This window comes from Hymenobacter radiodurans (genome assembly GCF_004355185.1).
GTDB classification, from domain to species: domain Bacteria; phylum Bacteroidota; class Bacteroidia; order Cytophagales; family Hymenobacteraceae; genus Hymenobacter; species Hymenobacter radiodurans.
In genome coordinates this window covers 1,428,603-1,451,698 of the sequence record NZ_CP037922.1, presented here as the reverse complement: position 1 = coordinate 1,451,698, position 23,096 = coordinate 1,428,603, and the positions used below count along the sequence as shown (strand labels likewise).

Annotated in this window: 17 protein-coding genes; 8 read left to right on the top strand and 9 right to left on the bottom strand. The window is 51.3% G+C overall.

The annotated features are described in order from the left end of the window. Window positions 1-16 precede the first annotated feature (16 nt). Window positions 17-1,120: a putative type IX sorting system protein PorV2 gene (locus EPD59_RS07365; protein WP_133272221.1), complete on the bottom strand. Its 1,104-nt coding sequence runs from the start codon at window positions 1,118-1,120 to the stop codon at window positions 17-19. A 484-nt stretch (window positions 1,121-1,604) separates the two neighbouring features. Here EPD59_RS07365 and EPD59_RS07360 point away from each other — a divergent pair, with 484 nt between their 5' ends. Both EPD59_RS07360 and EPD59_RS07355 read left to right on the top strand, forming a co-directional pair. Then, entirely contained in the window at window positions 1,605-1,964 is a 360-nt protein-coding gene (locus tag EPD59_RS07360; protein WP_133274623.1) for a PadR family transcriptional regulator, read from the top strand. Window positions 1,965-2,007: 43 nt separating this feature from the next. Then, window positions 2,008-4,653 carry a PspC domain-containing protein gene (locus EPD59_RS07355; protein ID WP_133272220.1) on the top strand — a complete coding sequence of 882 codons (2,646 nt, stop codon included), beginning with the start codon at window positions 2,008-2,010 and terminating at the stop codon, window positions 4,651-4,653. Between the two features lie 304 nt (window positions 4,654-4,957). Here EPD59_RS07355 and EPD59_RS07350 read toward each other — a convergent pair whose 3' ends face one another. From EPD59_RS07350 to mce, 3 genes are all read right to left on the bottom strand, one after another. Next, window positions 4,958-6,388 carry a CCA tRNA nucleotidyltransferase gene (locus EPD59_RS07350; RefSeq protein WP_133272219.1) on the bottom strand — a complete coding sequence of 477 codons (1,431 nt, stop codon included), beginning with the start codon at window positions 6,386-6,388 and terminating at the stop codon, window positions 4,958-4,960. Window positions 6,389-6,466: 78 nt separating this feature from the next. Beyond that, window positions 6,467-7,039 carry an L-threonylcarbamoyladenylate synthase gene (locus tag EPD59_RS07345; RefSeq protein WP_133272218.1) on the bottom strand — a complete coding sequence of 191 codons (573 nt, stop codon included), beginning with the start codon at window positions 7,037-7,039 and terminating at the stop codon, window positions 6,467-6,469. A gap of 39 nt (window positions 7,040-7,078) precedes the next feature. Then, complete coding sequence (gene mce, locus EPD59_RS07340) at window positions 7,079-7,483, bottom strand: methylmalonyl-CoA epimerase (protein ID WP_133272217.1); 405 nt, start codon at window positions 7,481-7,483, stop codon at window positions 7,079-7,081. Window positions 7,484-7,649: 166 nt separating this feature from the next. Here mce and EPD59_RS07335 point away from each other — a divergent pair, with 166 nt between their 5' ends. The 3 genes from EPD59_RS07335 to EPD59_RS07325 all read left to right on the top strand — a co-directional run bounded on the left by EPD59_RS07335 (window position 7,650) and on the right by EPD59_RS07325 (window position 9,797). Continuing rightward, window positions 7,650-8,864 (top strand): IscS subfamily cysteine desulfurase, encoded by a 1,215-nt coding sequence (locus EPD59_RS07335; RefSeq protein ID WP_133272216.1) that lies wholly within the window; start codon window positions 7,650-7,652, stop codon window positions 8,862-8,864. 98 nt (window positions 8,865-8,962) lie between these two features. Then, the gene (gene iscU / locus EPD59_RS07330) at window positions 8,963-9,379 is read left to right on the top strand and encodes a Fe-S cluster assembly scaffold IscU (RefSeq protein WP_084446771.1); all 417 of its coding nucleotides are present in this window, start codon (window positions 8,963-8,965) and stop codon (window positions 9,377-9,379) included. A gap of 91 nt (window positions 9,380-9,470) precedes the next feature. Next, window positions 9,471-9,797, top strand: coding sequence for a HesB/IscA family protein (locus EPD59_RS07325; protein WP_133272215.1), 327 nt, complete (start codon window positions 9,471-9,473; stop codon window positions 9,795-9,797). A gap of 76 nt (window positions 9,798-9,873) precedes the next feature. Here the strand turns inward: EPD59_RS07325 and EPD59_RS07320 are convergent, their stop codons facing one another. The 5 genes from EPD59_RS07320 to murI all read right to left on the bottom strand — a co-directional run bounded on the left by EPD59_RS07320 (window position 9,874) and on the right by murI (window position 18,860). Beyond that, window positions 9,874-12,150, bottom strand: coding sequence for a T9SS type A sorting domain-containing protein (locus EPD59_RS07320; protein ID WP_133272214.1), 2,277 nt, complete (start codon window positions 12,148-12,150; stop codon window positions 9,874-9,876). Between the two features lie 132 nt (window positions 12,151-12,282). After that, window positions 12,283-15,420 carry a T9SS type A sorting domain-containing protein gene (locus EPD59_RS07315; RefSeq protein ID WP_165963512.1) on the bottom strand — a complete coding sequence of 1,046 codons (3,138 nt, stop codon included), beginning with the start codon at window positions 15,418-15,420 and terminating at the stop codon, window positions 12,283-12,285. Window positions 15,421-15,915: 495 nt separating this feature from the next. Then, window positions 15,916-17,088 carry a glutathionylspermidine synthase family protein gene (locus EPD59_RS07310; RefSeq protein ID WP_133272212.1) on the bottom strand — a complete coding sequence of 391 codons (1,173 nt, stop codon included), beginning with the start codon at window positions 17,086-17,088 and terminating at the stop codon, window positions 15,916-15,918. 95 nt (window positions 17,089-17,183) lie between these two features. Continuing rightward, entirely contained in the window at window positions 17,184-17,843 is a 660-nt protein-coding gene (locus tag EPD59_RS07305) for a hypothetical protein (RefSeq protein WP_133272211.1), read from the bottom strand. A gap of 180 nt (window positions 17,844-18,023) precedes the next feature. Then, window positions 18,024-18,860 carry a glutamate racemase gene (murI, locus tag EPD59_RS07300; RefSeq protein ID WP_133272210.1) on the bottom strand — a complete coding sequence of 279 codons (837 nt, stop codon included), beginning with the start codon at window positions 18,858-18,860 and terminating at the stop codon, window positions 18,024-18,026. Window positions 18,861-18,974: 114 nt separating this feature from the next. On the opposite strand from murI, the gene EPD59_RS07295 reads away from it, so the two are divergent. From EPD59_RS07295 to EPD59_RS07285, 3 genes are all read left to right on the top strand, one after another. After that, window positions 18,975-19,208 carry a hypothetical protein gene (locus EPD59_RS07295; RefSeq protein WP_133272209.1) on the top strand — a complete coding sequence of 78 codons (234 nt, stop codon included), beginning with the start codon at window positions 18,975-18,977 and terminating at the stop codon, window positions 19,206-19,208. A gap of 267 nt (window positions 19,209-19,475) precedes the next feature. Continuing rightward, window positions 19,476-22,163, top strand: coding sequence for a PAS domain-containing protein (locus EPD59_RS07290; protein ID WP_133272208.1), 2,688 nt, complete (start codon window positions 19,476-19,478; stop codon window positions 22,161-22,163). Continuing rightward, a complete protein-coding gene (locus EPD59_RS07285) occupies window positions 22,154-23,014 on the top strand; it encodes a response regulator (RefSeq protein WP_165963511.1) in 861 nt (286 codons plus the stop codon). Before EPD59_RS07290 ends, EPD59_RS07285 begins: the two co-directional genes overlap by 10 nt. Window positions 23,015-23,096 lie beyond the last annotated feature (82 nt).

Sequence of the window (23,096 nt, the reverse complement as noted above, 5' to 3'; positions counted from 1 at the left end):
GTACTCATTCACTTGCTTATTTAAATCCGTAGCCCAGCGAGACGATAATAGAGTTGGTTTGGGAGCGCTGCCCCAGTTTTTCCACCGCCAGCCGCGACAACGCTAAGTCCAAGCGCAGACCGCTGGTAGCTACACCTACGCCAAGGCTCGGCTGGGCTTTCCACTCCTCTTTGCCGCTGAAGGCCTGTATCTTCTGAAAGTTGCTGACCCCGCCGCGCAAAAACACGATATTGTTGTAGCCGATTTCTAAGCCCGCGTGCGGATCGATGCTGATTAAGCCAGTAGAAATAGGTGTATTGCGCTGCCCATCGGTGGTCATTTCCAGATCGGTGGCGACGAGGGCCGTGAACTGACCGGGTAACTTAATAGCGCGCGCTACACCCAACACGAGGCGCGGTAGCGTTACTTCCGAGCTGTTACTCGGAATTTCGTCGATGGTAGTAGCAGATCCTTTGAACTCATCTGCATCAATAGACCACACATTAAAGGTGGTAGTAATATCGCGGGCCATCAGGCCGAGGCGCCAGCCTTGGTGCTCGTATTGCAAGCCGGCATCGACACCAAACCCGTAGGCATTAGCGAATTTGCCAACGTTGCGATAGATAATCTTGGCGTTGACACCCAGCTTTAAGCCCTCGATAGCACCAATGCGCCGGGCATACGAGAGTAGCAACGCATAGTCGGCCACGGAGAAATAACGAATCCGGTCGTACTGGATGTAGCCGTACTCATTCACGAGGTCGCGGGTATCAGCAATATCATCAACGCCCAAGCGGATTATGCTAGCTCCAATGGCGCTACTCTCATCGAGCGGCATAGCGAAGGCCGCGTAGTCATTTTTTACAATGCCCGAAAACAGCTCGGAGTGCATGAGCACGCCGTCGTACTTAGTTTTCAAATCGAGCAAACCAGCTGGGTTCCAGTAGCCAGCGGTGGCATCCTGCACAATGCTGACTTGGGTGTTGCCCATACCAAGAGCCCGGCCGCCTACCCCGATGTTCAGGAATTCATTGCTGTACTTAGGAGTGGCATCGTTCGACTGTGCCCACGCGGCGGGCGCCGCGCCCAAGCTCAGTCCCAAGCCAACCAGCAAAGGGACTACTTTGGAGAAGTGCAGCATAGAATAAAGTAGGGAAAAACGAATAATTGCAGCAGTAGCGCAAGTTACTTATTTCTACTGCGTCTGCTGGCTTAATCGGGCTAATAATGCCTGTGTGGTCCGCATAAATCGGGCCGGGCGGTAGCTGGAGGGCTTTTTGGGAAGTGAGAAATGCGTGGGGGACAAAATTCAGTTTTTGAACCTCTGCTTATTATCATCTGATCCTACCTGAGCATTGTTATTTCTCTTCGACTCGTCCCCTGCTTTCCACTCGTCAGTAAAAGCGACTCATTTTTATTTTAGTGACTTAAAAGAAATTATTAGGAAGTAAAAAAGCCCCCCAGATATGATCTGGGGGGCTTTTTTACTTGATTTTACATGTTTTCTCTCACTACAGATTGCGCCTCAATAGCAATCCGCAAAAATAATTTTAACAAGTACCTTGCGTTACATAGTACCTTCTGTTATCTTTGACTCATTCTTCACCGATATCTGCCTCAAGCCCATGAAAGTAGAGAACACCCAAGTGCAGATGCGGAAGGGCATCCTGGAATTCTGCATTCTGGAAATTATCGCCCGCGGCGAGGTCTACGCCTCCGATATGCTGGAAGAGCTAACTTCCGCTCGCATGATCGTAGTGGAAGGCACGCTGTATCCGCTCCTGACCCGACTAAAAAATGCGGGTTTACTTGATTATACTTGGAAGGAGTCCACGTCAGGGCCACCGCGCAAGTACTACACCCTTACCTCCGTTGGTCTGGAGTTTTTGCACCAGCTGCGCTTGACTTGGGAAGAAGTTGCCGACTCAATTCGCATCATTCGCCAAAAGCCGCATGTGAACGGCACTGCTCCGGCGCAGCAGTAGCGCCGCTTCCACCTTTCTTTCGACGTTTTCTTGCAGCACTGAGATGAAAAAGAACATCAGTATCAACCTCCAGGGCATCATCTTTCACATCGAGGAAGATGGCTACGACGTACTCAGCCGCTACCTGGCCGAGGTAAAAGCCCACTTCAGCGGCTACCGCGGACACGAGGAAATCGTGGCCGACATTGAGAGCCGCATTGCCGAGCTATTTGTGGCTCGCCTCTCCCCTACCAAGCAAATTATTTCGTTGGAGGATGTAGAAGCCATGACCGCCAAAATGGGCCGGGTGCGCGATTTCCAAGCCGCCGACGATGCCGAGGACGACGAAGAGCTACTCGCCTCCGCCGTAAATAGCGGCACGGCTGCTGGCACCTACGCTCGCCCCGAGTATGCCTACAACACCACTGGCGCTGGTGCCGGCGCAGCTTCTGCTACCGCCGCCGCTGATACCGCTGAGCCCCGTCGTCTTTTCCGCGATGTAGCCAACAAGAAGATTGCTGGTGTCTGCGCTGGCTTGGCTCACTACTTCGGCATCAATGCCGTTTGGATCCGGCTGATTGCGCTTGCTTCGCTGTTCTCGGTTGTCATCGGCGACTTTGTGGGTGCCTTACCGGCCTTCACCATTCTGGCCTACGTGATCCTGTGGGCTGTATTGCCTAAGCGCAACGACCTACCTGACCCAGTGGGTATTGGTGAGGCCACCGGCGAGCGGAAGCTTTTCCGCGACACGGATACCGGTAAAATCGGGGGCGTTTCGGCTGGCTTAGCTGCTTACTTCAAAGCCGATGTGACCCTAATCCGCATCCTGTTTGTGCTGAGCTTGTTTACCGGCTTTGGCCTGTTACTCTACTTGTTGTTGTGGATTGTGATACCCGAAGCCCGCACCGTATCTGAAAAGATGCGGATGCGCGGCGACGCAGTAACCCTCTCTGGCATCGACAATAGCCTGCGCAACAACGCTTTTGAAGCTGGCGGCGTAGCAGGGAGCGGCCGCCAGGTAGGAACATTTTTGGAAGAGCTAGCCCGCAATCTGCGCCCGCTGGTTAACTTCCTAGGCTCCCTGATTCGGGTGTTTGCTGGCATCCTGCTAGTCATTATCGGCTTCTCGATGCTGCTGGGCCTCACTATAGCCTTAGGTATCGGACTGGGCATGGTTCCAGCCACCAACAGCTTCATGACTGGTGATATTCCAGCGCACGTTTTCCTCAATGGCGTTCCAGTATGGGCAATGTTTGCCTTCTATCTGACCACTGCCATTCCTGCTCTTGCGCTGTTGCTGGGTGGTTTGGGCTTGTTACTCCGCCGTTCCATTCTTACTCGTACAGTAGGCTTGACGTTGCTGGGCCTGTGGTTGCTGGGTATAGTGGGTACCTCCATCGGTGCCACCCGCATCAGCCACGATTTCCAAGAAGAGGCCGACGTGACGCAAAACCAGGCTTTCCCAACCCTCCGTGCCTCTAACCTCTATCTGGATATCCGGGGAACCGACAACGGCCACGACCAATGGGTGAGCGCGCAGATAGCCGCCGTAGACAGCAATCAGGTGGTTTCTGTTGACAAAACGTTCCGAGCTGAAGGCGCTACTGAGGAAGAAGCTCGCCAGATGGCCCTTAGCAGCATAGCCTATAATGTGCGGCAGGTAAACGACACTACCCTGCGCTTCGATGATCACTTTACCTTCCGCCCAAACGCCCGCTTCCGCGACCAAGGAGTAGATGTGACGCTCAAATTGCCCCGCAATCGGACCATTCGGTTGAGCCAAGGCGCGGCGCACTGGCTCGGCAGCGACAACTTCGTCGACAACGATATGCCCGAGAACGTAGAGCAACATCTCTATCGCCTGAAAGGCAACGAGCTCGAGTGCGTTGACTGCACAGAGGAAGATCTGCACAGAACCACAGACGAGGACGAGAACACGGACGAGGAAGGCGAGATCAATATTGATATTGACGAGAATGAAGAAACCGGCGACACAAACGTATCCTTGGATTACGGCGGTGCACCCAGCTTCTCTACCAACGCCGATGACTACGGCTCGGGCCGTGAGACGTATAATATGGATGGGTTTCGGGAAGTAACGGTGGTCGGTTCTTACCGGACAGTTATTCGGTCAGGCAACACCTTCCGGGTGACAGCGGCTGGTCCAGAGCGGGAACTGCGTGATCTGAGAGTAGACCGCGAGGGCGATGAGTTGTTAGTACGCCCCCGCAACCGCTCCCTTTTTGGTGGCAACTGGGGTCGTGATGACGACCGTGAGAAGGTGTTGATCACGATTGAGATGCCTGCGCTGGACAAGCTGGATTTAGCCGGAGCCGTGCGCGCCGATGTATCAGGCTTTTCAAACCAATCGACACTGGAAGTAGATCAGGCCGGCGCTAGTCACTTGCGGTTGAATGGTGACTATCGCACGCTGAATCTGGATTTGGCTGGTGCTTGCCGCACCACATTGCAAGGCCGCGCCGAGACATTAGAAGTAGACGGTGCCGGCGCCTGCGAATTGGCGGCCGCTAACTTCACTGCCCGCTCGGCCGATGTGGATCTGGCTGGCATGAGCAAGGCTCGCCTACGGATTGAGGAGTCGCTTCGGGCTGATGCCGTGGGTGCCAGCGTGATTGAGTACAGTGGCAACCCCAATAGCGTGAAAGTGAGCGACGTAGGTGCTTCCCGTATTACTCGGGTTAATGAGTAAAAAAGCCCCCCAGTATAAGTGAGGGGGGCTTTTTTAACACCTGAATTGGTCGCTACCTAAATTTTACGCAACAAAACCGTGACGATCGGGCAACCTTGCCTTCATAATCACCATCTATTATTGCGGTGAACAAAGTATAGGGTCTGAAAGTGAGTGAAAGGTGGACCCTGAGGAAGCTTTCTACCTAACCGAGCTGCAACTGGGGGTAGAAGCTTCCTCACATTTGTGTAAGGGCCCGGTAGTTCGCAGTGCACCTACTGCGAACTACCGGGCCCTTACACATTTACATTGTGTAGTCAAAGGTTTACGGCTGAGTTGAGGGCTGAACCGGAGTCAGCCCTTTTGCTTTTCCGAGTTCCAGCAACAAGGCGTACGCTTCTTCCAGCTCATTCCGCACTTTCCCGTCCAGAATAGCCTCTAGCACCGCTTCTTTCAACTCACCCACTTCGCGCGAAGGTTTCAGGTTGAAGGTCTCCATGATGACCTCTCCCGTAATAACTGGCTTGAAGTTGCGCAGGTGGTCTTTCTCCTCTACTTCTTTCAGCTTCTGCTCCACCACTCCAAAGTTGCGCAGATAGCGTTCCTTCCGTTGGTGGTCTTTACTGGTGATATCGGCGCGGCACAGCAGCATAAGGCGGTCGATGTCGTCGCCAGCTTCAAATAATAGGCGCCGTACTGCCGAGTCGGTCACGGTCTCCTTAACCAAGGCAATTGGGCGCAAATGTAGCCTTACTAGCTTCTGCACCTGGCGCATCTCCTCACCCTGGGGAAGCTTCAGTTCCGTAAAAATCTGGGGAACCCAGCGCGCGCCGCGGTCTTCGTGGCCATGGAATGTCCAGCCTACTTTAGGGTCGAAGCGCTTGGTGGCGGGCTTGGCAATATCGTGCAGAATAGCAGCCCAGCGCAACCACAAGTCACCGCCGGCTGCCACCACATTATCCAGCACTTGCAGAGTGTGGTAGAAATTATCCTTGTGCGCGTGCTGGCCTACTTTGTCGACGCCTTGCAACAAGGCCATTTTCGGGAAGATCAGCTGCAATAAACCCGTTTGAAACAGCAGCTTGAAGCCATAGCTGGGCTGGGGGGCTAATATGATCTTGTTCAGCTCATCCGTAATCCGCTCCTGCGACACAATGCGAATTCGCTCCTTATTGCGGGCAATAGCGTCGTAGGTATCTGGCTCAATATCAAAGTCGAGCTGCGTAGCAAAGCGCACGGCGCGCATCATGCGCAACGGGTCGTCGGAGAACGTAATATCCGGGTCGAGGGGCGTGCGAATAGTTTTGCGCTTGAGGTCGCCCATCCCATCGTAGCGGTCTACCAGCGCCCCAAAATCCTGCGGATTCAGGCTCAACCCTAAGGCATTTATGGTAAAATCACGGCGCGCCAAATCCTCTTCCAGCGTGCCCGCCGCCACTTCCGGCTTGCGCGATTCGCTGCGGTAGCTCTCTTTGCGGGCACCTACAAACTCAACCTCAACCTCCGGCGTGGGCAGCATGGCCGTGCCGAAGTTTTTGAATACCGTTACGCGGGGCCGACCGGGCAGTTTTTTGCCCACGGCCTGCGCCAGTTGAATACCGTCGCCCACGCAAACTACGTCAATATCCTTGCTGGGCCGATTCAGAGCCAAATCGCGCACGTAACCGCCAATCACATAAGCCGGAAAATTCAACTCACCGGCGGCATCGGCAATAACTCGGAAAATAGGTAGGTCAGGAAGCTGGGGAGAATTCATAAGAGTACTGGGGGGCATTTTACGCCGCAAAGGTAGCACTCCCACTGTGGCTGGGGGGCAAATTTGTGACCTTGGCTTCTACTCACGTACTACTTCCAACTGCCCATCGGCGCCAAATCGAACCACCCGCGAGGGCGCGGTGCTCGCTACATCTTCCTGCCGCCAGCCTACTACATGATCTACGGCCCGCACCAGCTTAGGATCAACGGTAGCATACGTAGCCGGGGTAGGCTCCCCAGCTTTGTTGGCGGAGGTAGAAACTACGCCGTGACCGAGGCGGCGTACTAGTTTGTGGCAAAACTCGTCCTGCGGAATGCGCAAGCCTATAGTGCCGTCTGGACCTAGTAGTTGCGGGGCCAACCGATGGTTGGCTGGTAAAATATAGGTAGTAGGACGCGTTTGCTCCGCTATAGCTTGCTCCAAGCCTTCGGGCACCTCGGCAGTATAGTGGCGCAGCATATCCAGGTCAGCTACCAGTACAATGCTGGGCTTGCCTTCGGGGCGCTCCTTTAGTTTATAGAGGCGCTCTACAGCCCGTGGCACCTCGGCGTCGCAGCCTATTCCCCACACGGTATCAGTAGGATACAGTATGATTTGCTGAAAGAGCAACGCCTCGACGGCGGCTTCTACTTCTTGTTGAAAATTGGCCACGTAGCTAGTAGATAGAGGACAGAAAAACGTTTTGCTTGCTCAGACAATCTCCTGACACAGCTCTACCAATACGCCAGCCGCGCTTTTCGGATGCACGAAGCACACCAGTTTATTGTCGGCCCCACGCTTAGGCTCCTCATTTAAGAGCGTAAAGCCTTGCTCCTTCAAGCGCGCCATGGTTGCTCGGATGTCGGCCACCTCAAAGGCAACATGGTGGATTCCCTCCCCTTTTTTACTCAAATAGCGGGTAATGGCGCTGTCAGGCGTCGTACCGGCCAATAATTCAATCTTGGAGCCGCCCACCCGAAAGAAAACGGTGTCTACACCTTCGCTGGCTACATGCTCCTGCTTATAGGGCTCTTGATTTAAGAGCGTGCTGTACAGCGCAGTAGCTGCTTCTAAGTCGTGTACGGCTAAGCCAAGGTGCTCCAGATTAGTAAACATGGGGGGCAAATAATGTGGGTGAGAAAGCTTACTTGGATTATCTCTACTTTTGTGGGCGCAAAGTAAAACCAGTTTGTTTGTTTTGCTGTTCTAGATGCGAATGATTCTCCACTGAGTTACCTTTGGACTTTCATTGGTTTTCCGTTGACTTACTGAAATTCGAGCCATGCTCAAGCTACCTATTTACCTCGATAACAACGCCACCACGCCACTCGACCCGCGTGTGTTAGAAGCCATGATGCCCTACCTCACGGAGGTATTTGGTAACGCGGCCTCTCGTAACCACCCTTTCGGCTGGGCAGCGGAAGAGGCCGTGGATTATGCCCGTGAGCAGATTGCTCAACTCATCAATAGCGACCCCAAGGAGATTATCTTCACCTCAGGCGCTACCGAATCAGACAATTTAGGTATTAAAGGCGTGTTTGAGATGTATTCCCAGAAGGGTAATCATGTCATCACCGCTACCACTGAGCACAAAGCGGTGCTCGATACCTGCAAGCATATTGAGAAGCTGGGGGGCAAAGTGACGTATCTTCCGGTAAACCGCGAAGGACTTATCAGCCTAGCCGACCTCGAAGCTGCTATGACGCCCCAGACTATTCTGGTGACTATCATGTACGGCAACAACGAAACCGGCACTATTCAGCCAATTCGTGAAATCGCGGCTATTGCCCACAAGCACGGTGCGCTCTTCATGACTGACGCTACGCAGGCTGTCGGCAAAATACCAGTGGACGTTCAAGCTGACGGCATCGACATCATGGCATTCACTGCCCACAAGATGTATGGCCCGAAAGGCGTAGGCGCATTGTATGTACGTCGTAAGAATCCTCGGGTAAAAGTGACTGCCCAGATGGACGGTGGCGGGCACGAGCGTGGTATGCGTTCGGGTACACTCAACGTTCCTGGTATCGTAGGCCTAGGTAAAGCATGTGAGCTATGCCGCCTCGAAATGGAGAACGACACCAAGCGTCTTTCCGCTATGCGCGACCGGCTTGAGAATTCTTTGCTGGAGATGGAAGAGAGCTACGTTAACGGCTCACGTGAGCATCGCCTGCCGCACGTAACCAATATCTCTTTCACTTATGTAGAGGGTGAAGGCCTGATGATGGGTGTAAAAGACTTAGCCGTATCGTCCGGTTCTGCCTGTACTTCAGCCTCTTTGGAGCCTTCGTACGTATTGAAGGCGTTGGGTCTGAGCGACGACTTAGCGCACTCTTCCCTCCGTTTCGGATTGAGCCGCTTTACCACCGATGAGCAGATTGACTATGCCATCAACCACGTAAAAGAGGCTGTGAACAAACTCCGCGAAATGTCTCCGCTATGGGAGATGTTCAAGGAGGGTGTTGACCTCAGCAAGATTGAGTGGGCTGAGCATTGATTTAACCCTTCTGTACCAAGACATGAGTAGTGAGGCTCTTTTGTCTATTAACGATTTTTAGTCTCACATCTCACTTGTAACTTCCTAATTCTACTATAATGGCTTACTCCGATAAAGTAATCGACCACTACAGCAACCCCCGCAATGTGGGCACGCTGGACAAAAGCAAAAAGAACGTAGGTACTGGCCTCGTGGGTGCTCCTGAGTGCGGCGACGTAATGCGCCTGCAAATTGAAGTAGACGAAGCCACCAACACTATCACCGACGCCAAGTTTAAAACGTTCGGTTGTGGTTCGGCTATTGCCTCTTCCTCATTGGCTACTGAGTGGCTGAAAGGCAAAACAGTAGACGAAGCGCTAAGCATCGACAACATGGAGATTGTAGAAGAGCTTGCTCTTCCTCCTGTTAAGATTCACTGCTCGGTACTGGCTGAAGATGCGATCAAATCGGCTATCAACGACTACCGCGTGAAGAACGGTTTGCCAGCACTGGAAGAAGCCAAATCGCACCATTAATTCGTTGCGAATGTTCGTATGAAGAGCTTGCTTTGAGCTAAAGGCAGGCTCTTCATAATTGACAACTTACAACTCGTAACTGGCAATTCCCATGATTACTGTATCTGATAAAGCAAAGGAAAAAGTAACGCATCTCATGCACGACGCGCAGCTCGACGAGACATATCGTCTGCGGGCTTCAGTAGCGGGAGGTGGCTGTTCAGGTCTTTCCTACAAGCTTGATTTTGATAACGAAGTCAAGCCCATGGACCAGGAGTTTGAGGACAAAGGCGTACGGGTAGTAGTCGATATGAAGAGCTTTCTCTATCTGGCTGGTACGCAACTCGACTTTTCCGACGGCCTCAACGGCAAAGGTTTTTACTTTGATAACCCCAACGCATCTCGCACCTGCGGTTGCGGTGAAAGTTTCTCCGTATAGATCCGTTTTCTTATTAAAAAAGCCCCCAGACGTCGTCTGGGGGGCTTTTTTAATGATCTACTTTATAGTATAATACTTAATCTACCTGCTTAACAAACTTGCGAACCGTTCGCGCGCCTTGAATCTCTATCTCCAGATAATAGAGGCCGGCCGGCAGCCTTGCTATATCAAGGGTTGTTGAAGCACTCGTAGACTGCCCAGTTTGCAAAGCCTGACCAGTTGAAGCCAGAATCCGATATTTAGCCACACCATTGTATGGCAAACGAAATGTGAGCAGGTTATGAGCAGGATTAGGGAAAATCTCCTCCTTAGTCTCCCCTCTCACGACTATAACATTTGAGTAGGTTGCTGCACCATCCAAGTCAATTTGCCGCAAGCGGTAATAGGTAATGGAGTTACTGAGAGGTGCAGTATCCCATATGCTATACGCCTGCTTTTGCGTGCTCTGGCCTTGCCCTTTCATTTTACCTACAGTTTCGAATACGCGTCCGTCAGTGCTACGCTCCACTTCAAAGCCAGCGTTGTTCTTTTCGCTGGCCGTCGCCCACCGCAGTAATACGCCTTGAGTTTGAAGTTCAGCCGAGAAAGAGATAAGCTCAACAGGTAATGGATTGGCTCCTGCTCCTGTTAAAGCACCGGCATCTGTGCTCGCCAATAGGAAGGTGCCAAAACTGGCAAAAGGTACGCTGGAGGTGATGGTGCCAGTAGGTATTCCACTTCCCGTGCCACCCAGATCCTCCCAAGTCTGATTATCAGCGGATGACTTAGCAATGCGTAATTTTTCTATGTTATCAACTTGATCATCTGTGCCATAGCTTAGTTTCACCGTACCGCTGACCAGGTTAGGCATACTAGAACTCCTGGTTATAGTAAAGTGACGTACAGCCGACACTTTCTTTAAGTCGCCAGTAAGATTTCTGGATTGGGGCTTACCTTTTATGTGCTCTGCAGTATAGCGTGCCTCGGTACCGTCAGCATGATTTATGGTGAGTGTCAGGGGGCGATATGCTGCTCCAAAGCCAATGGGGAAATCTAGGCCGGTTATGCCACTGGCTGCTACAACGCGGGTGAGTGGGCCAACTACAAAGCTATTTTCGTTGGCGGTTGTACTTGCGCCTGCTCCTAAAGTGAGAGACCCAGCCGTGGTAGTAATCAGCTTACCATTAGTTAGAGTCAGTGCTTTGGCTACCTGCACGGGTGTTTGCAAAGTCACACCTGTAGGATTGTTTATAACCACTATGATGTCACTGCCGAATGAAACAGGCACCCCTGGAACCGCCGCACTTGTTATGAGTTGAGCAGTGCTCCCATTAAAGGCTATAGTAGACGGTCCGAGTGTATTTACTAGCGTGCCCGCGTTTATGATCAGGTTGCCTTGCACATTCACATTTGCGACGTTAAGACGAACGTTACCCGTCGAGAGAATCAGATCATTAAGGATTATTAGTGGCAGACTTGAGGAAGCTATTGTTGTGGTTCCTCCTACAATTCCAGTAGCCGTAGTGGCCCGGTTATATTCGATGGAGCCATACGTACGACCAGACAATTGTGGGCCAGCAGCCGTAGACGTAACTGAATAAACGTAACGATTCCCTTTCTCAAAAGCAGTTACTGGCGCGGTCGGAAGACTTGTACCGAATGGAGCGCTGCCGCCTCTATGATCATATACCGAATTGCTCCTAAAAACGACGGTGCCGCTGGACTCGGCCTTATCATTAAAGGGAAAACCGGTAAAGGTTTTATCTGCTCGAAAAGTACTGCCTGCAGTAAATTGAATCATGTTGAATCCCTTTTTCAAAGAGATTAGCTGATGCGGATCATTAGTAAGTGATGCTGCACTGCTGCTTCCAAATATGAGCGTACCGGCAATAACAGCTGTTCCATCAGAGCCCAGATAAAATCCCATCCCAGCAGTCGACTTCACTCCATCCGGGCTTTTAACCTGGACGGAGCTACCAGCAGCAATGTCAAGATTAGCACCTGCTAACGGTGTACCAGCCAGTGTCAATTGCCGAGCCGGCGGTGCCGCAGTGGCGTCTGTATTAGGCTGCACAGTCAGTACGGCAACTACACCGTTAATGAACCGCAACTGACCAATAATCTGCGGCGAAGCAAAGTCAACGTTCACGCTCGCTGCCGCCGTTTTGCTACCATCAAAAATTAGTACATCATCGTTAGCCGGCGTGCGCGCCGGCTCCCAGTTGTTGGCGTTTGACCAATTGGTGTTCCCACCTGTTCCTACCCAAGTATAGGTGGCTGCATTGGCTGTCGTAACCAATATAAAGGCAATAACTAAAGTAATTACTGAGAATGAAAGGCGTAGAAAACGTACTTGAACGGTAAAGATTTTCATCTCTTAAATAATAACACAGATAGGAATATTTGAAGGTGATTGCCGCTTACCCCAAATCATGCCACAGTCAGCAAATCATATAAAAAAAGCCCCCAGAATCTGGGGGGCTTTTTATAAACTGTTTAGTCTGTACTAGTTCTTTACGATGCGACGGGTAACCTTTTTCACTCCATCATTCACAGTCACCAAATAAGTGCCGTTGCTCAAAGAATTCATATTCATTTCACCGTTGGCAGCCAACTTCTCTGTACGCACCACTCGGCCGCTCAAATCAGTTACTGTTACCTGCGCGCCAGCTTTGCTAGCATAAGGCAAACGAATGTTGAGGATGTGCTGTGTCGGATTCGGATACATAGCTATTTCAGCCAGTTCGGGACCAGTAACGGCTACCACATTTGACAAGCTGATTTTGCCATCATTATCTATCTGCTTAAGGCGATAGTAAGATACACCCGATAAGGGTTGCTCATCAAGGGCCGTGTAAGTAGTCTTGTTGTTGGTAGTACCCTTGCCATTTTTAAACAGGATGGTAGAGAACGTAGTAGCATCCTGGCTGCGCTGAATCTCGAAACCTTTGTTATTCTTCTCCGAAGCAGTTACCCAGCTCAAATTGACCTTGTTGTTTTGCAGCTTAGCCGTGAAGGACACTAACTCAACTGGCAGAATAACAGGAGGCAGACCAACAACTTCAATACCCACAAGCGTAGTAGGAGTTGTTGGCGTGAGATAATTTTCAGCACCGGTTACGCTGATGTTCTGCGTGGGGTCAATGTTGTTGTAGCCATAAACGTAGAAGTAGTACGTCTTGTAAGGATCTAGACCAGTGATAGTAGTACTTGGAACAGCAGTACCAGCGAATACGGTATAGAAGCCCGGAGCTATAGTTCCCTGGTTCTGTCCGTTATACACTCCATTAGACGTCTCATAACCAGCACCATCATTAGGCTGGCTCGCAGGAGCATTGGTTAGAGTGCCATTCTCACTCGCTACTATCAAACGACCTTCGCCGTAAGTTGAAGTGCCAGTACGCTCTGGTACCGGATTGAAGTTTACAGTAGCCGACTTACCATCAGCGCTACGAGTGATAGACTGTTGCGCCGCTACCAATATCTGAGCGGGCTCAGTAGCAATCGACTGACCAGTAATCAAGCCATTAGCAGTGAAAGACTGTGCTGTTTGCACTGCAAAGTCACCACTCTGATACTGCAATGCAGCATCTGCAACGCCTAAATAAGTTGGGTTATAGCGAACATAAACCGGCTGATCTACAGTATAAACCGCCGCGCTATTTGGATCTAGATTAGGGCGTAGAACTACTGTTGATCCAAACGTCGTACCATCGAGTGATAATTGGTACTGAGGCGTTCTGTTTGGATTGAACGAGTTAGGGGATTGTGCTACAGAGAGGGTAATATCACGCTGTACTCGTGAAGCCCGCACGGTAATCGGCGTTTGTGCATCCTTGGAAGTATAAATCACTACCTGCTTGATAAGAGCAACATCGGCCGTTTGAATAGACGGAACGCTGGTCGCAGACACCGGGATGCTGGTACCAGTAGCCGGGGCACTTGTGTTTCTCACGCCATCTGAAACCGTTGTAGCGGTAGTAGGATAGAAGCGCACATATACATTGACAGCTGGGGTCAGATCATTGCCTTTGTTTGGAGCAAAGGTGATTGAGTTACCAGTCGCTTTTGAATCTGTCAGATCACTGAAGTCAGCGAATTTCGATACTTGAAAAAGCAGTGGGGCAGTTACAGTAATAGGCTGTAGCAGGTTTTGTCCGGATAGCTGATAAGACTGTACCGCTGAAGGCACATTAGGAACAGTGGTAAATTGCGAAAACGCACCCGGTGAGGTTACAATAACGGACTGATTACCGGTGCTATTTGCCTCAATTGTAACAACCGTTTGTGCGCCTGAACTGCTCAGGATCAATGAGCCACGAAATTTGCCAGTGGCTATTGTTCCAGCTAAGTTAACTTCAATTGTGCGGGTCTGAATATTGCCGTTTACTTGATTGATTGTCAGCGGACGGTTTTGAAACAAGCTTGGCACCGAAGTGTCACGGAACTCAATATTGCGAATCTCTTCGCCACCAGAGGTAGTAAAGGAAGGAGTTAATACGAGGGACTCAGTAAGTCCAGTAGCACTCAAGGTAAACGTTAGTGTATTAGCCGAACCGTTGCTGCTTACTGTCCCGAAGTCAAGCAAAGTGGGTGAAGCAACAATTGCAGGCTGGCCAACAGCTGTACCTGTACCGCTAACCTGAACCTGAGCAGAATTTACTCCCGAAGAAGCGATGGCAATTGCTCCACTAACCGCACCGGTAGCAGTAGGGGCAAATACCACATCAATAGTAGCATCTATCGATCCATCAGCAGCGGGATTTAGAGTGATAGTGCTTGTAGAGAAAGTATTGGTGCCAGTCCGAATTCGGAAAGCGCCATTAGCAGGAGCAGCAATCGTTACTGGTGCCTGCAAGAAACTGCCTTTGACTTCAAATGACTGAGTGAAAGAAGTTTGACCGACTACAACAGCACCAAAGTTGGGGAGAGTAGCAGGTTGAGCAGTTAATAATGGTTGAGGAACACCAGATCCATCCAACCCGATGCTTACAGCAGGTGCAAGATTAGTACTGGAAATCTGAAGGTTTGAGCTGAAGTCTCTGGTCGAAGTAGGTGAAAATATTACGTCGACAGTTATGTTGCTCAAGCGACCATTGGGCTTATTCGGTATTGTAACTGTGTTAGCAGTAACTCCATTATATCTTACCTGATAACCCGAGTTAGTCGGAATTGAAAGGATTAAGTCTCCCTGCAAATTTTCTCCATCAATCGTCAATTGACGTGTGGCAGAAGTGTTTACCGTAACACTACCAAACACTATGTTACGAGTACTCGGAGTAACCAATGGGGCAATTCCGTTACCTGCTACTCTAATAGTAGCATCGGTTGCGCCGGCACTACCGAGCACAACATTGCCGCTATAAAGCCCCCCAGCCGAAGGAGCAAAGGTTAGAAAGAAATTACCACCATTATTAGCTAAGGTTATAGATGAGCTGTAAGTACTTCCGTTAGTACTTACTACAAACCCATTTGGAGCCGTTACCAGAATACGCTCAGTCAATCCGTTACCCGTAACAACATACTCTTCAGGTGGTGATGCTTGAGTGCCAACGGCTTGATCACCAAAGTCTAGAGTTTGTCGAGTTGACTGTTTGGGTGTATAGGTGATGGTTTGAGCCATAGTGAAAAATGGCAAAAGCATCAAACATAGAAGAGTCCAAGTTCGAGGTCGTAGTGCTCGAGCCAGGGTACTTAGGTAAGTGTTTTTCATACGCGTGGGAAAGAAAGTTTATAGAGAATGAGATGTGACTTGTAAAATGCGCTATGAGTCTCTATTTAAAGTCTAGTCTTATACTTGCAGAATCTAATTTTTATAACAGCCATTTCGCAAAACATGCAGGAGTACAATTATTTTTTGAATAAGCCATAAATCTGATTCTCAGTAATATCCAACCTGACTTTTGAGTCCTCCTTCTACAATTAGCATACCTTAAATTCACCAGGCTCAGTATTTTTTTTGATAATAAAATACCCAGCCTACATATGACTGCCCATATATGAGCAGCGCTATGTAGGCTGGGTATTCTATTAATAGATTTTAGACTTTAGCTATACACGACGCTATTTTGATCTGTACATGATTAGATAAACTAGTCGACTTGTCTTCGAATCATGTTGCTACCAAGCGAATAGCGTGCTACTCCAGGATATGAGGTACGAACTCCGACAGGTTGGTTATAAAGCCTTTCTCTCGGCGAAATCCCAAGGCGCATGCTTCACCCGCCCAGAATACGCCCGCCTGATAAAGGCGCCGTTGCCCATCCGCAGGAAGATCGGCCCAACGCTGACGCACTTGGGGCTGGGGGGCAAAATCACCTGGAATTTCATACGCCACCTGCCCATTTTGCATCTCAGCTACGTTCTGGCCTTCGCGACCGAAAAGTGGCTTGCGCACACTGTGGCCCGACAAATCCTGCAAGGAAGCCTCTAGAAGTAGCGGGTGGTGTGGATATACTTGCCAGAGCCACGCTAGAATGCCCTTGCTCTGAAATAAAAGCGCATAAGCTGGATTAGCAATAATTACGTCACGGCTTAAAAGCAGTTCGCATAAGTCAGCGGTAAGCGCTGGCTCCTCCTCCGCTAAAACTTCCCATGGTACCAGCTTAAATAGGAAGCCAAAGCGTTGCCATTGATCTGCTTCAACTGGTGCCCACACGCCGCGCTCTTCTCCTGCTACTGACACCTGCATAGTATCTACCGAGCAGATATGCACCTGCTCAAAACCAGCCTCGCGAGCGGCTTCAGCCAACACAGCACAGTTGGCTTCATCTTCTGGGCTGCCGGGCAAATACACGAGCAATAAGCTTGGTTCTAAGTCTGAATTGAGATCAAGCCACTCGCGAAACTGCGCACTCAGCCCTTCAAACAGCCCATTGGCTTGCCGGCTTTCGTCGGAGGTGCCCGCTGCCACCAAGCTAGCCCATTGTACTACAGCAGTTTCGGGCAGGCTGGTTGCGGTGTCAGCATTGAACTCAAGCAGCTTAGGGCCATCGGACGTGACGGCAATATCGAACCGACCATATATGTGCCAGTGCCGCTCATCATTCCAGGAATGACGCACCGCGGCCCACAAGTTGGGCGGAATAGCCAGCAGTTGGAGCAAATCATCCGGAATCGGGTCGGGTATGGAAGCTACGAGCATCTCATACAGGGTATCAGCAGCCTGGAGCAAGGTATCAGCCTCATTCTCAGTCAATACAACGGCTTCGCGCGCTACGTAAGCGGCGCAAGCCTCCTCAATGGCCCAATCCCAGCCTAAGCCACGCACAGCAGGTGCAATATCACCGGTCAGAGGTAACAGCTTTATCATACGGTTAACGTTAGCAACGGTATACTATATATTTGCCCCCAACGCCCTGTATAAGGTGTTGGGGGGCAAATTATAGGAGAAACAAGTCTTTTGATCTAGCCACCGAAGCTACCGCCTCCCCGACTAGAGAAACCACTGCTGCGGCCCGCTCGTGGGGCAGTACTACGCACTCCCGACCGGTTCACGGATGTACTCGGACGAATACCAGCGCCAGCAGTGCGGTTGCCAGTAAAGCCCCGCCCAAAGAAACCACGGCCTTGCTGTTGCTCCCGCGCCACATTTTGGCGCCAGCCGGCATTCTGCTGTAGCAATCCGGGGTTAGCATATGCCGCCCGGTTGGGCGTAAGAAAGCGACCGGCCATATACCCAATGCCACTCCACATCAAAATATCCATCATGCCGGTGCCAGCCACCCGGTTTTCGGGGTGTTGCTGGCTGTAATCCTGCATCTGTTTCTGCAAGGCCTGTCCCTGTAGTGTGTCCACCTGACCGTCGAAGTGCTTGAGAATAGCAGCTACTTCCTCTTTTCCAGCGGGGCGCTCAGCGGTTACTTTCCATTCGCCCGGCTGTACTTCGGTCATTTCCGTGATAACACCCTGCGAGTAGGTCTCGCCCCCACTCCACTGTTCCTGGCTGGTTTCGGAGCCACTATTGCCCGAGCAGGCCGGCAACACCGATAGGCCTAAGGTAGCGGCGGCCGCTACCAGTAATGTATTGCGGCGCCAGTCGCCGAGACGGTAATAGGTCTTTTTCATGGTTATTAGCTCCTTACTGCATATACCTGAGACGTTGCGCGCTTCAGGAATGGCAAATTAATCAGACTATATAAACGTGAATAGCTTTGAAAAAGGTCGAATCTACTTTGGCTTATTAGACAGCTATCAAGGGCGTCTTACGGCCTGTAGAACGGCTCACTGAGGTTCTTTATGCAAACACTACTCCCAGAGCGGATAGTGCTCCAGATGAACCTCTTGCCCAAAGAAAATGCGGGTACTTTCCTCGAAAGACTGGGTGAAGTCAGAAACGTAAAAATGATGCGTGGGGGGCTTTTTTGCTGGCCCCGCAGCCAAGTTGTGCTCCGCCAAATAAGCTTGCGCGTGAGTAGCCACTGCATCAGAAGCATCCAATACTTCTACTTTACCCTCATAAAACTGGGCAATCTGCTCCTTAATCATGGGGTAATGCGTGCAGGCCAGTACCAACGCTTCAATATCATCAAGGGCCGGATTGGTGAGGTAGTTCTGAATAATATTGTCGCTGACACTATTATTGAAAAAGCCCTCCTCAATCATGGGCGCTAGCAGCGGCGTGGCCAGAGACTGTAGTCGCACGCCGGCATCGAGGTCGTCCAGCTTTTTTTTGTACACATTAGAATTGACGGTTTGCTTGGTGCCAATAAGACCTACGGCGCGCCCAGCATATGCCCTCCCTACGTGCGCGACAATCGGGTCAATTACATTGAGTACCCGCGCTTTAGAGCCTACATACTCACGCACCAGCTCGTAGGCCGCCGCCGAAGCCGAGTTGCAGGCAATCATAATGACTTTGCACTGCTGCTTGAGCAGTAAGTCGCAGATTTTGACTGAGTAAGCCTGAATAGCAGCCGTGCTTTTGTCGCCGTAAGGCAGGTGAGCCGTGTCGCCGAAGTAAATAAGCTGTTCGTGGGGCAAAAGGCGGCTGACAGCCCGTGCCACAGTGAGCCCGCCGATACCGCTATCAAACATTCCAATGGGCCGGGTCCGCAAATCGGCGGAAGCAGAAGAAGATGCCATAGAGGCGAAGGTACGGGCTTTAGGCAACCTGCTTTGTAATTTGGGGTCTTAGGAAATGTGTAATTTTTAGTAATGTTCTATCTTGACGCCTCTTCGCTCAAGCTTTGCCTTTTTATGAGTAAGATTTTAGAAGAAATAGACCATGCCATTGCCGCCTTCGACGTTAGCCAGGGCCGGCCAGTGGCTATAGAGTTGGGTGAGCTAAAATACACTCAGCTGGTGCTCGACGTCGCTCATCTGTACCGCGATGGTGGCGAGCTAACAACTAACACCGGTCGCCCGCTTGCCTATAAGGGCCTCGAGATCCTGCGCGACGAGTTGTATGTGGACCGCGTGCGGGTAATCTAACCTCCGTCATAAAAGCCCCCAATACAGTTACGAAGTGGTACTGCCTTACCATACATGATCTGGCACTCAGCTTCCAAAAGTCATATTGCGTCTTCCTATGAGGATACTCAACTGCGCTTGGCTGTCAAGAGAGCTTACATAAATATTTCTCCTTTTACCTGTATATTGTTGTTTAAATCAGCTTAGTGGAAATAGATTTTTAGTGCATTTTTAATATACTAGCCGGGGTTTTTATAGCAAATAAGACCTCCAAGTGCTGTTGATGCTATGAAGCAAAGTGGTGTTCACACGTCCTCGATACCAGAACGGGTGAAGCCCAGCCAATCGCCTGAGGACTCCAAACTACCGGAGCAGTTGCAGCAGGCGCTACTATTGATTCAGCACGCCTTTGCGGCCGTGGCTATCATCAACGAACAAGGTCGTCTGGAGTGGGCTAACGATAGTTTTTTCACGCTTTTTGGGGGTAAAGCTGGCACGTTGTCGGAGCATACCTTATGGCAGCTTTTGCCCCCCGAGCCCGCTGATATAGCGCCAGATTTGTCCCCTACGGCTAGCCTGAATGCTAAGACCGCTCTGCAATATGAGGGCCGGGTAACTACCTCCGATGGTAGCGCCCGTTGGATGCGCGCCAAGCTGCAACCCAGTGTGCCAACCGAGCCGCACGAGTCGACTCGGTTTTTGGTACTGTTGGAAGATATCACTACGTGGAAAGCTGAGCAGTTAGCAACTCAAGCTTATCAGACGCAGCAGCGACACTTATTGGCGCAGGTTCCGGGTGTACTTTTTCAATGGCGCAATAATTACGATGGCTCTTCCCACCTCACTTACCTGAGTGATAATGCCTCGAAAATATTTGGGTACAACCCAGCCCAATTAGCTCACCTCGGAGAAATCATTCACCCCGACGACCGAGCAGCGTGGGTTAAGTTTTGGAAGCGGCCTCCTAGTGCCGGATCAGCCTCGTTTGAAGGTCGTGCGCTGGTGCCGGGGCAGCCATTGCGTTGGTTTCAAGCCGATTGCCAACCTACGGCCAGCGACGCCGAGGGTATTCTGTACAGCGGCATTATACAGGATATCAGCCCCCTAAAAGAGGCGGAAGAAGCGGTGCAGGACAGCGAGCAGCGCTGGCACTTGGCTATCGAGCGGTTTGGCGACGGCGCGTGGGAGTTTAACTATCAAACAGGCGACGAGTATTTTTCCAACGCCTACCGCACCATGCTTGGCTACCCGAATGAGGATTTTCCGACGGGCTTTCATGCCTGGCAGAACCACGTTCACCCCGACGACCATGTAGCTAGTATGCAGGCCTCCGATGCCTACTTACGCGGCGACCTCCCCATTTACTCCGTGGAACGCCGCCTGCTCTGCAAGAATGGCGAGTATAAGTGGGTGCTGACCCGGGGCCTCATAACCAAGCGAGACGCCAATGGCGCGCCGCTCATTATGACCGGCGTCCACACGGATATTTCGGCCATAAAACAAGCTAATCTGGCCATTGAGGCCTCTACGCGGCGATTGTCAACTACTATTGCCAACTTTCAGGAAGGTATTTTAATAGAGGATGAACTCCGCCGTGTGGTATTGGTAAACGAGGCTTTCTGCCGAATGCTGAACACTCAGGTGATGCCTGAGCAATTGATTGGCGTAGAAACCGCAGCGCTGCTGGCCGCCGTTGAGCTTCCTACAGAACTCGGGTGGCTGGAGGGCACCGATGGCCGTGTTCTGGAGCAGCAGGCTGTCATTGGCGAGCTGCTTCCGCGCAGAAACGGTAAAGTATTCCAGCGTGACTTTATTCCCATACTCAGCCACGACGCTTCCCTGGGCTATCTGTGGAAATTTCAGGATGTGACGGAGCAGAAAAACGCAGAGGACATCCTGAAGCGGCGCGAAGAGAAGTACCGCCGCATCATCGAGCGAATGAATCTGGGTCTTATCGAGACGGATTTAACGGAGCAGGTGCTGTATATCAACCAGGCTTTCTGTGATATGCTCGGCTTTACCAGTGCCGAAATTCTGGAACAGCATCTCTTGCATCCTCTGTTAGCGCAGGAAGCAGCGTCCACTGCGCAGGATGATCAGGGGGCCTACGAGCGCATGGTGTTGGGCAAAGATGGTAGCTACAAGTGGCTATTGGTAAGCCGCGCGCCCGTATACGACGATGACCGCCAGCCTATAGGCTCCATCCATATCACGCTGGATATTACCCACCAGAAAACGCTGGAGCACAAGCTGCGTGCCGCCAAGGAGCACGCCGAGGACTCGTCGAAAGCAAAGGAGCTATTTCTGGCCAATATGAGCCACGAAATTCGGACACCGATGAACGCCATTCTGGGCATGGCGCAACTTCTTGCCAAAACTCCGCTTGCTCCAGATCAGGACGAATACTTGCGCGCTATTACTATATCGGGCGAAAACCTGCTGGTGATCATCAACGATATTCTGGACCTTTCTAAAATAGAGGCGGGCCAACTGCAAGTCGAGAAGATTGGCTTCAGTGCCAATCAGTTTATGGCTCAGATTGAGCAAACGCTGCACTACAAAGCGGAAGAGAAAGGTTTGTTCTTTGAGACGAAGGTAGCGCCACAGCTGCCCGCGGTGCTGCTCGGCGATCCTTACCGCATCACTCAAGTACTGCTGAATCTGGCCGGAAATGCCATTAAGTTCACGGAAAAAGGGCACGTCACGATTTCGTGTGACTTCATCCGACAGATCGATGACGCCGTGGAAATCAAGTTTTCCGTGGCTGACACCGGTATTGGCATCGACCCAACGTACCTGCGCCACATTTTCAAAGAGTTTAGCCAGGAGGACCCCTCGGTGACCCGCAAATTTGGCGGCACTGGCCTCGGGCTCAGCATCAGTAAAAGCCTGGTGAACCTGATGGGGGCGAATTACAGATTGAGAGTGAGAAGCACCAAGGCACCGTTAGCTCCTTTTCGCTCCTGTTGCAGATAGGCAGCGAAAGTGATTTGCCGCGCAAGGAAACCGTCGATCAGGGATTGCGCGAAAGGCTACGCGGGAAGGAAGTGCTGCTAGTGGAGGACAACAAGTTTAACCGACAGATTGCGAAGGCTTTACTTACTAATGCGCAGATCCACGTGGCGGAGGCGGAGAATGGCGCGCTGGCGGTGGAGCTATTGCAGACCCGGCATTTCGACTTGATTTTGATGGACATGCAAATGCCCGTCATGAATGGGTTGGAAGCCACGGCCATATTGCGCGAGCAGCTAGCTTTAAAAACGCCGATTATTGCTCTAACGGCGAATGCCATCAAAGGGGAGCGGGAGAAATGCTTGGCTGCAGGCATGGATGACTACCTGGCAAAGCCGTTCCGGGAAGATGAGCTGCTAAAATTGATTGGTGACTGGGTACTAGGCCCTGCTGTTTCCGACACGGATGCGACGCCAGTTGCTGCCGGCCCAATTGTCAGCTCCAACTCCCCCACCCCGCTCTACAAGCTTGACCTGTTACACCAAGTAGGCCAGGGCGATGATGACTTCGTGGCCCTCATGCTCGAGAGCTTTATTGAGAGCTGTGAAGAAGCCGTGCGCGACTTCACACAGGCGTTGCAGACCCATGATGTGACGCTTCTAAAAGCCACCACCCATAAGCTCAAGCCCAGCCTCGATCATCTGCAAGTGCATCAGGCACTCTCCTTAGTGGAGGAATTGGATTCGTGGGAAGGCAACTTTGCCCCCCATGTGCTGCAACCTCGCATTGAAACCGTGAACAACCTGTTGCTGCAAATAATTGAGCAGATGCACCTCGATATACAAGCATTAGCTGCCAAAAAAGCCCCCCAGTAACGTTGTTGCTAATAAAAAGCCTAGCCTTCATAGACTGCCGGGGATATTACGCGGCTCAGAATTAACTCTTCTGCTTCCTAGC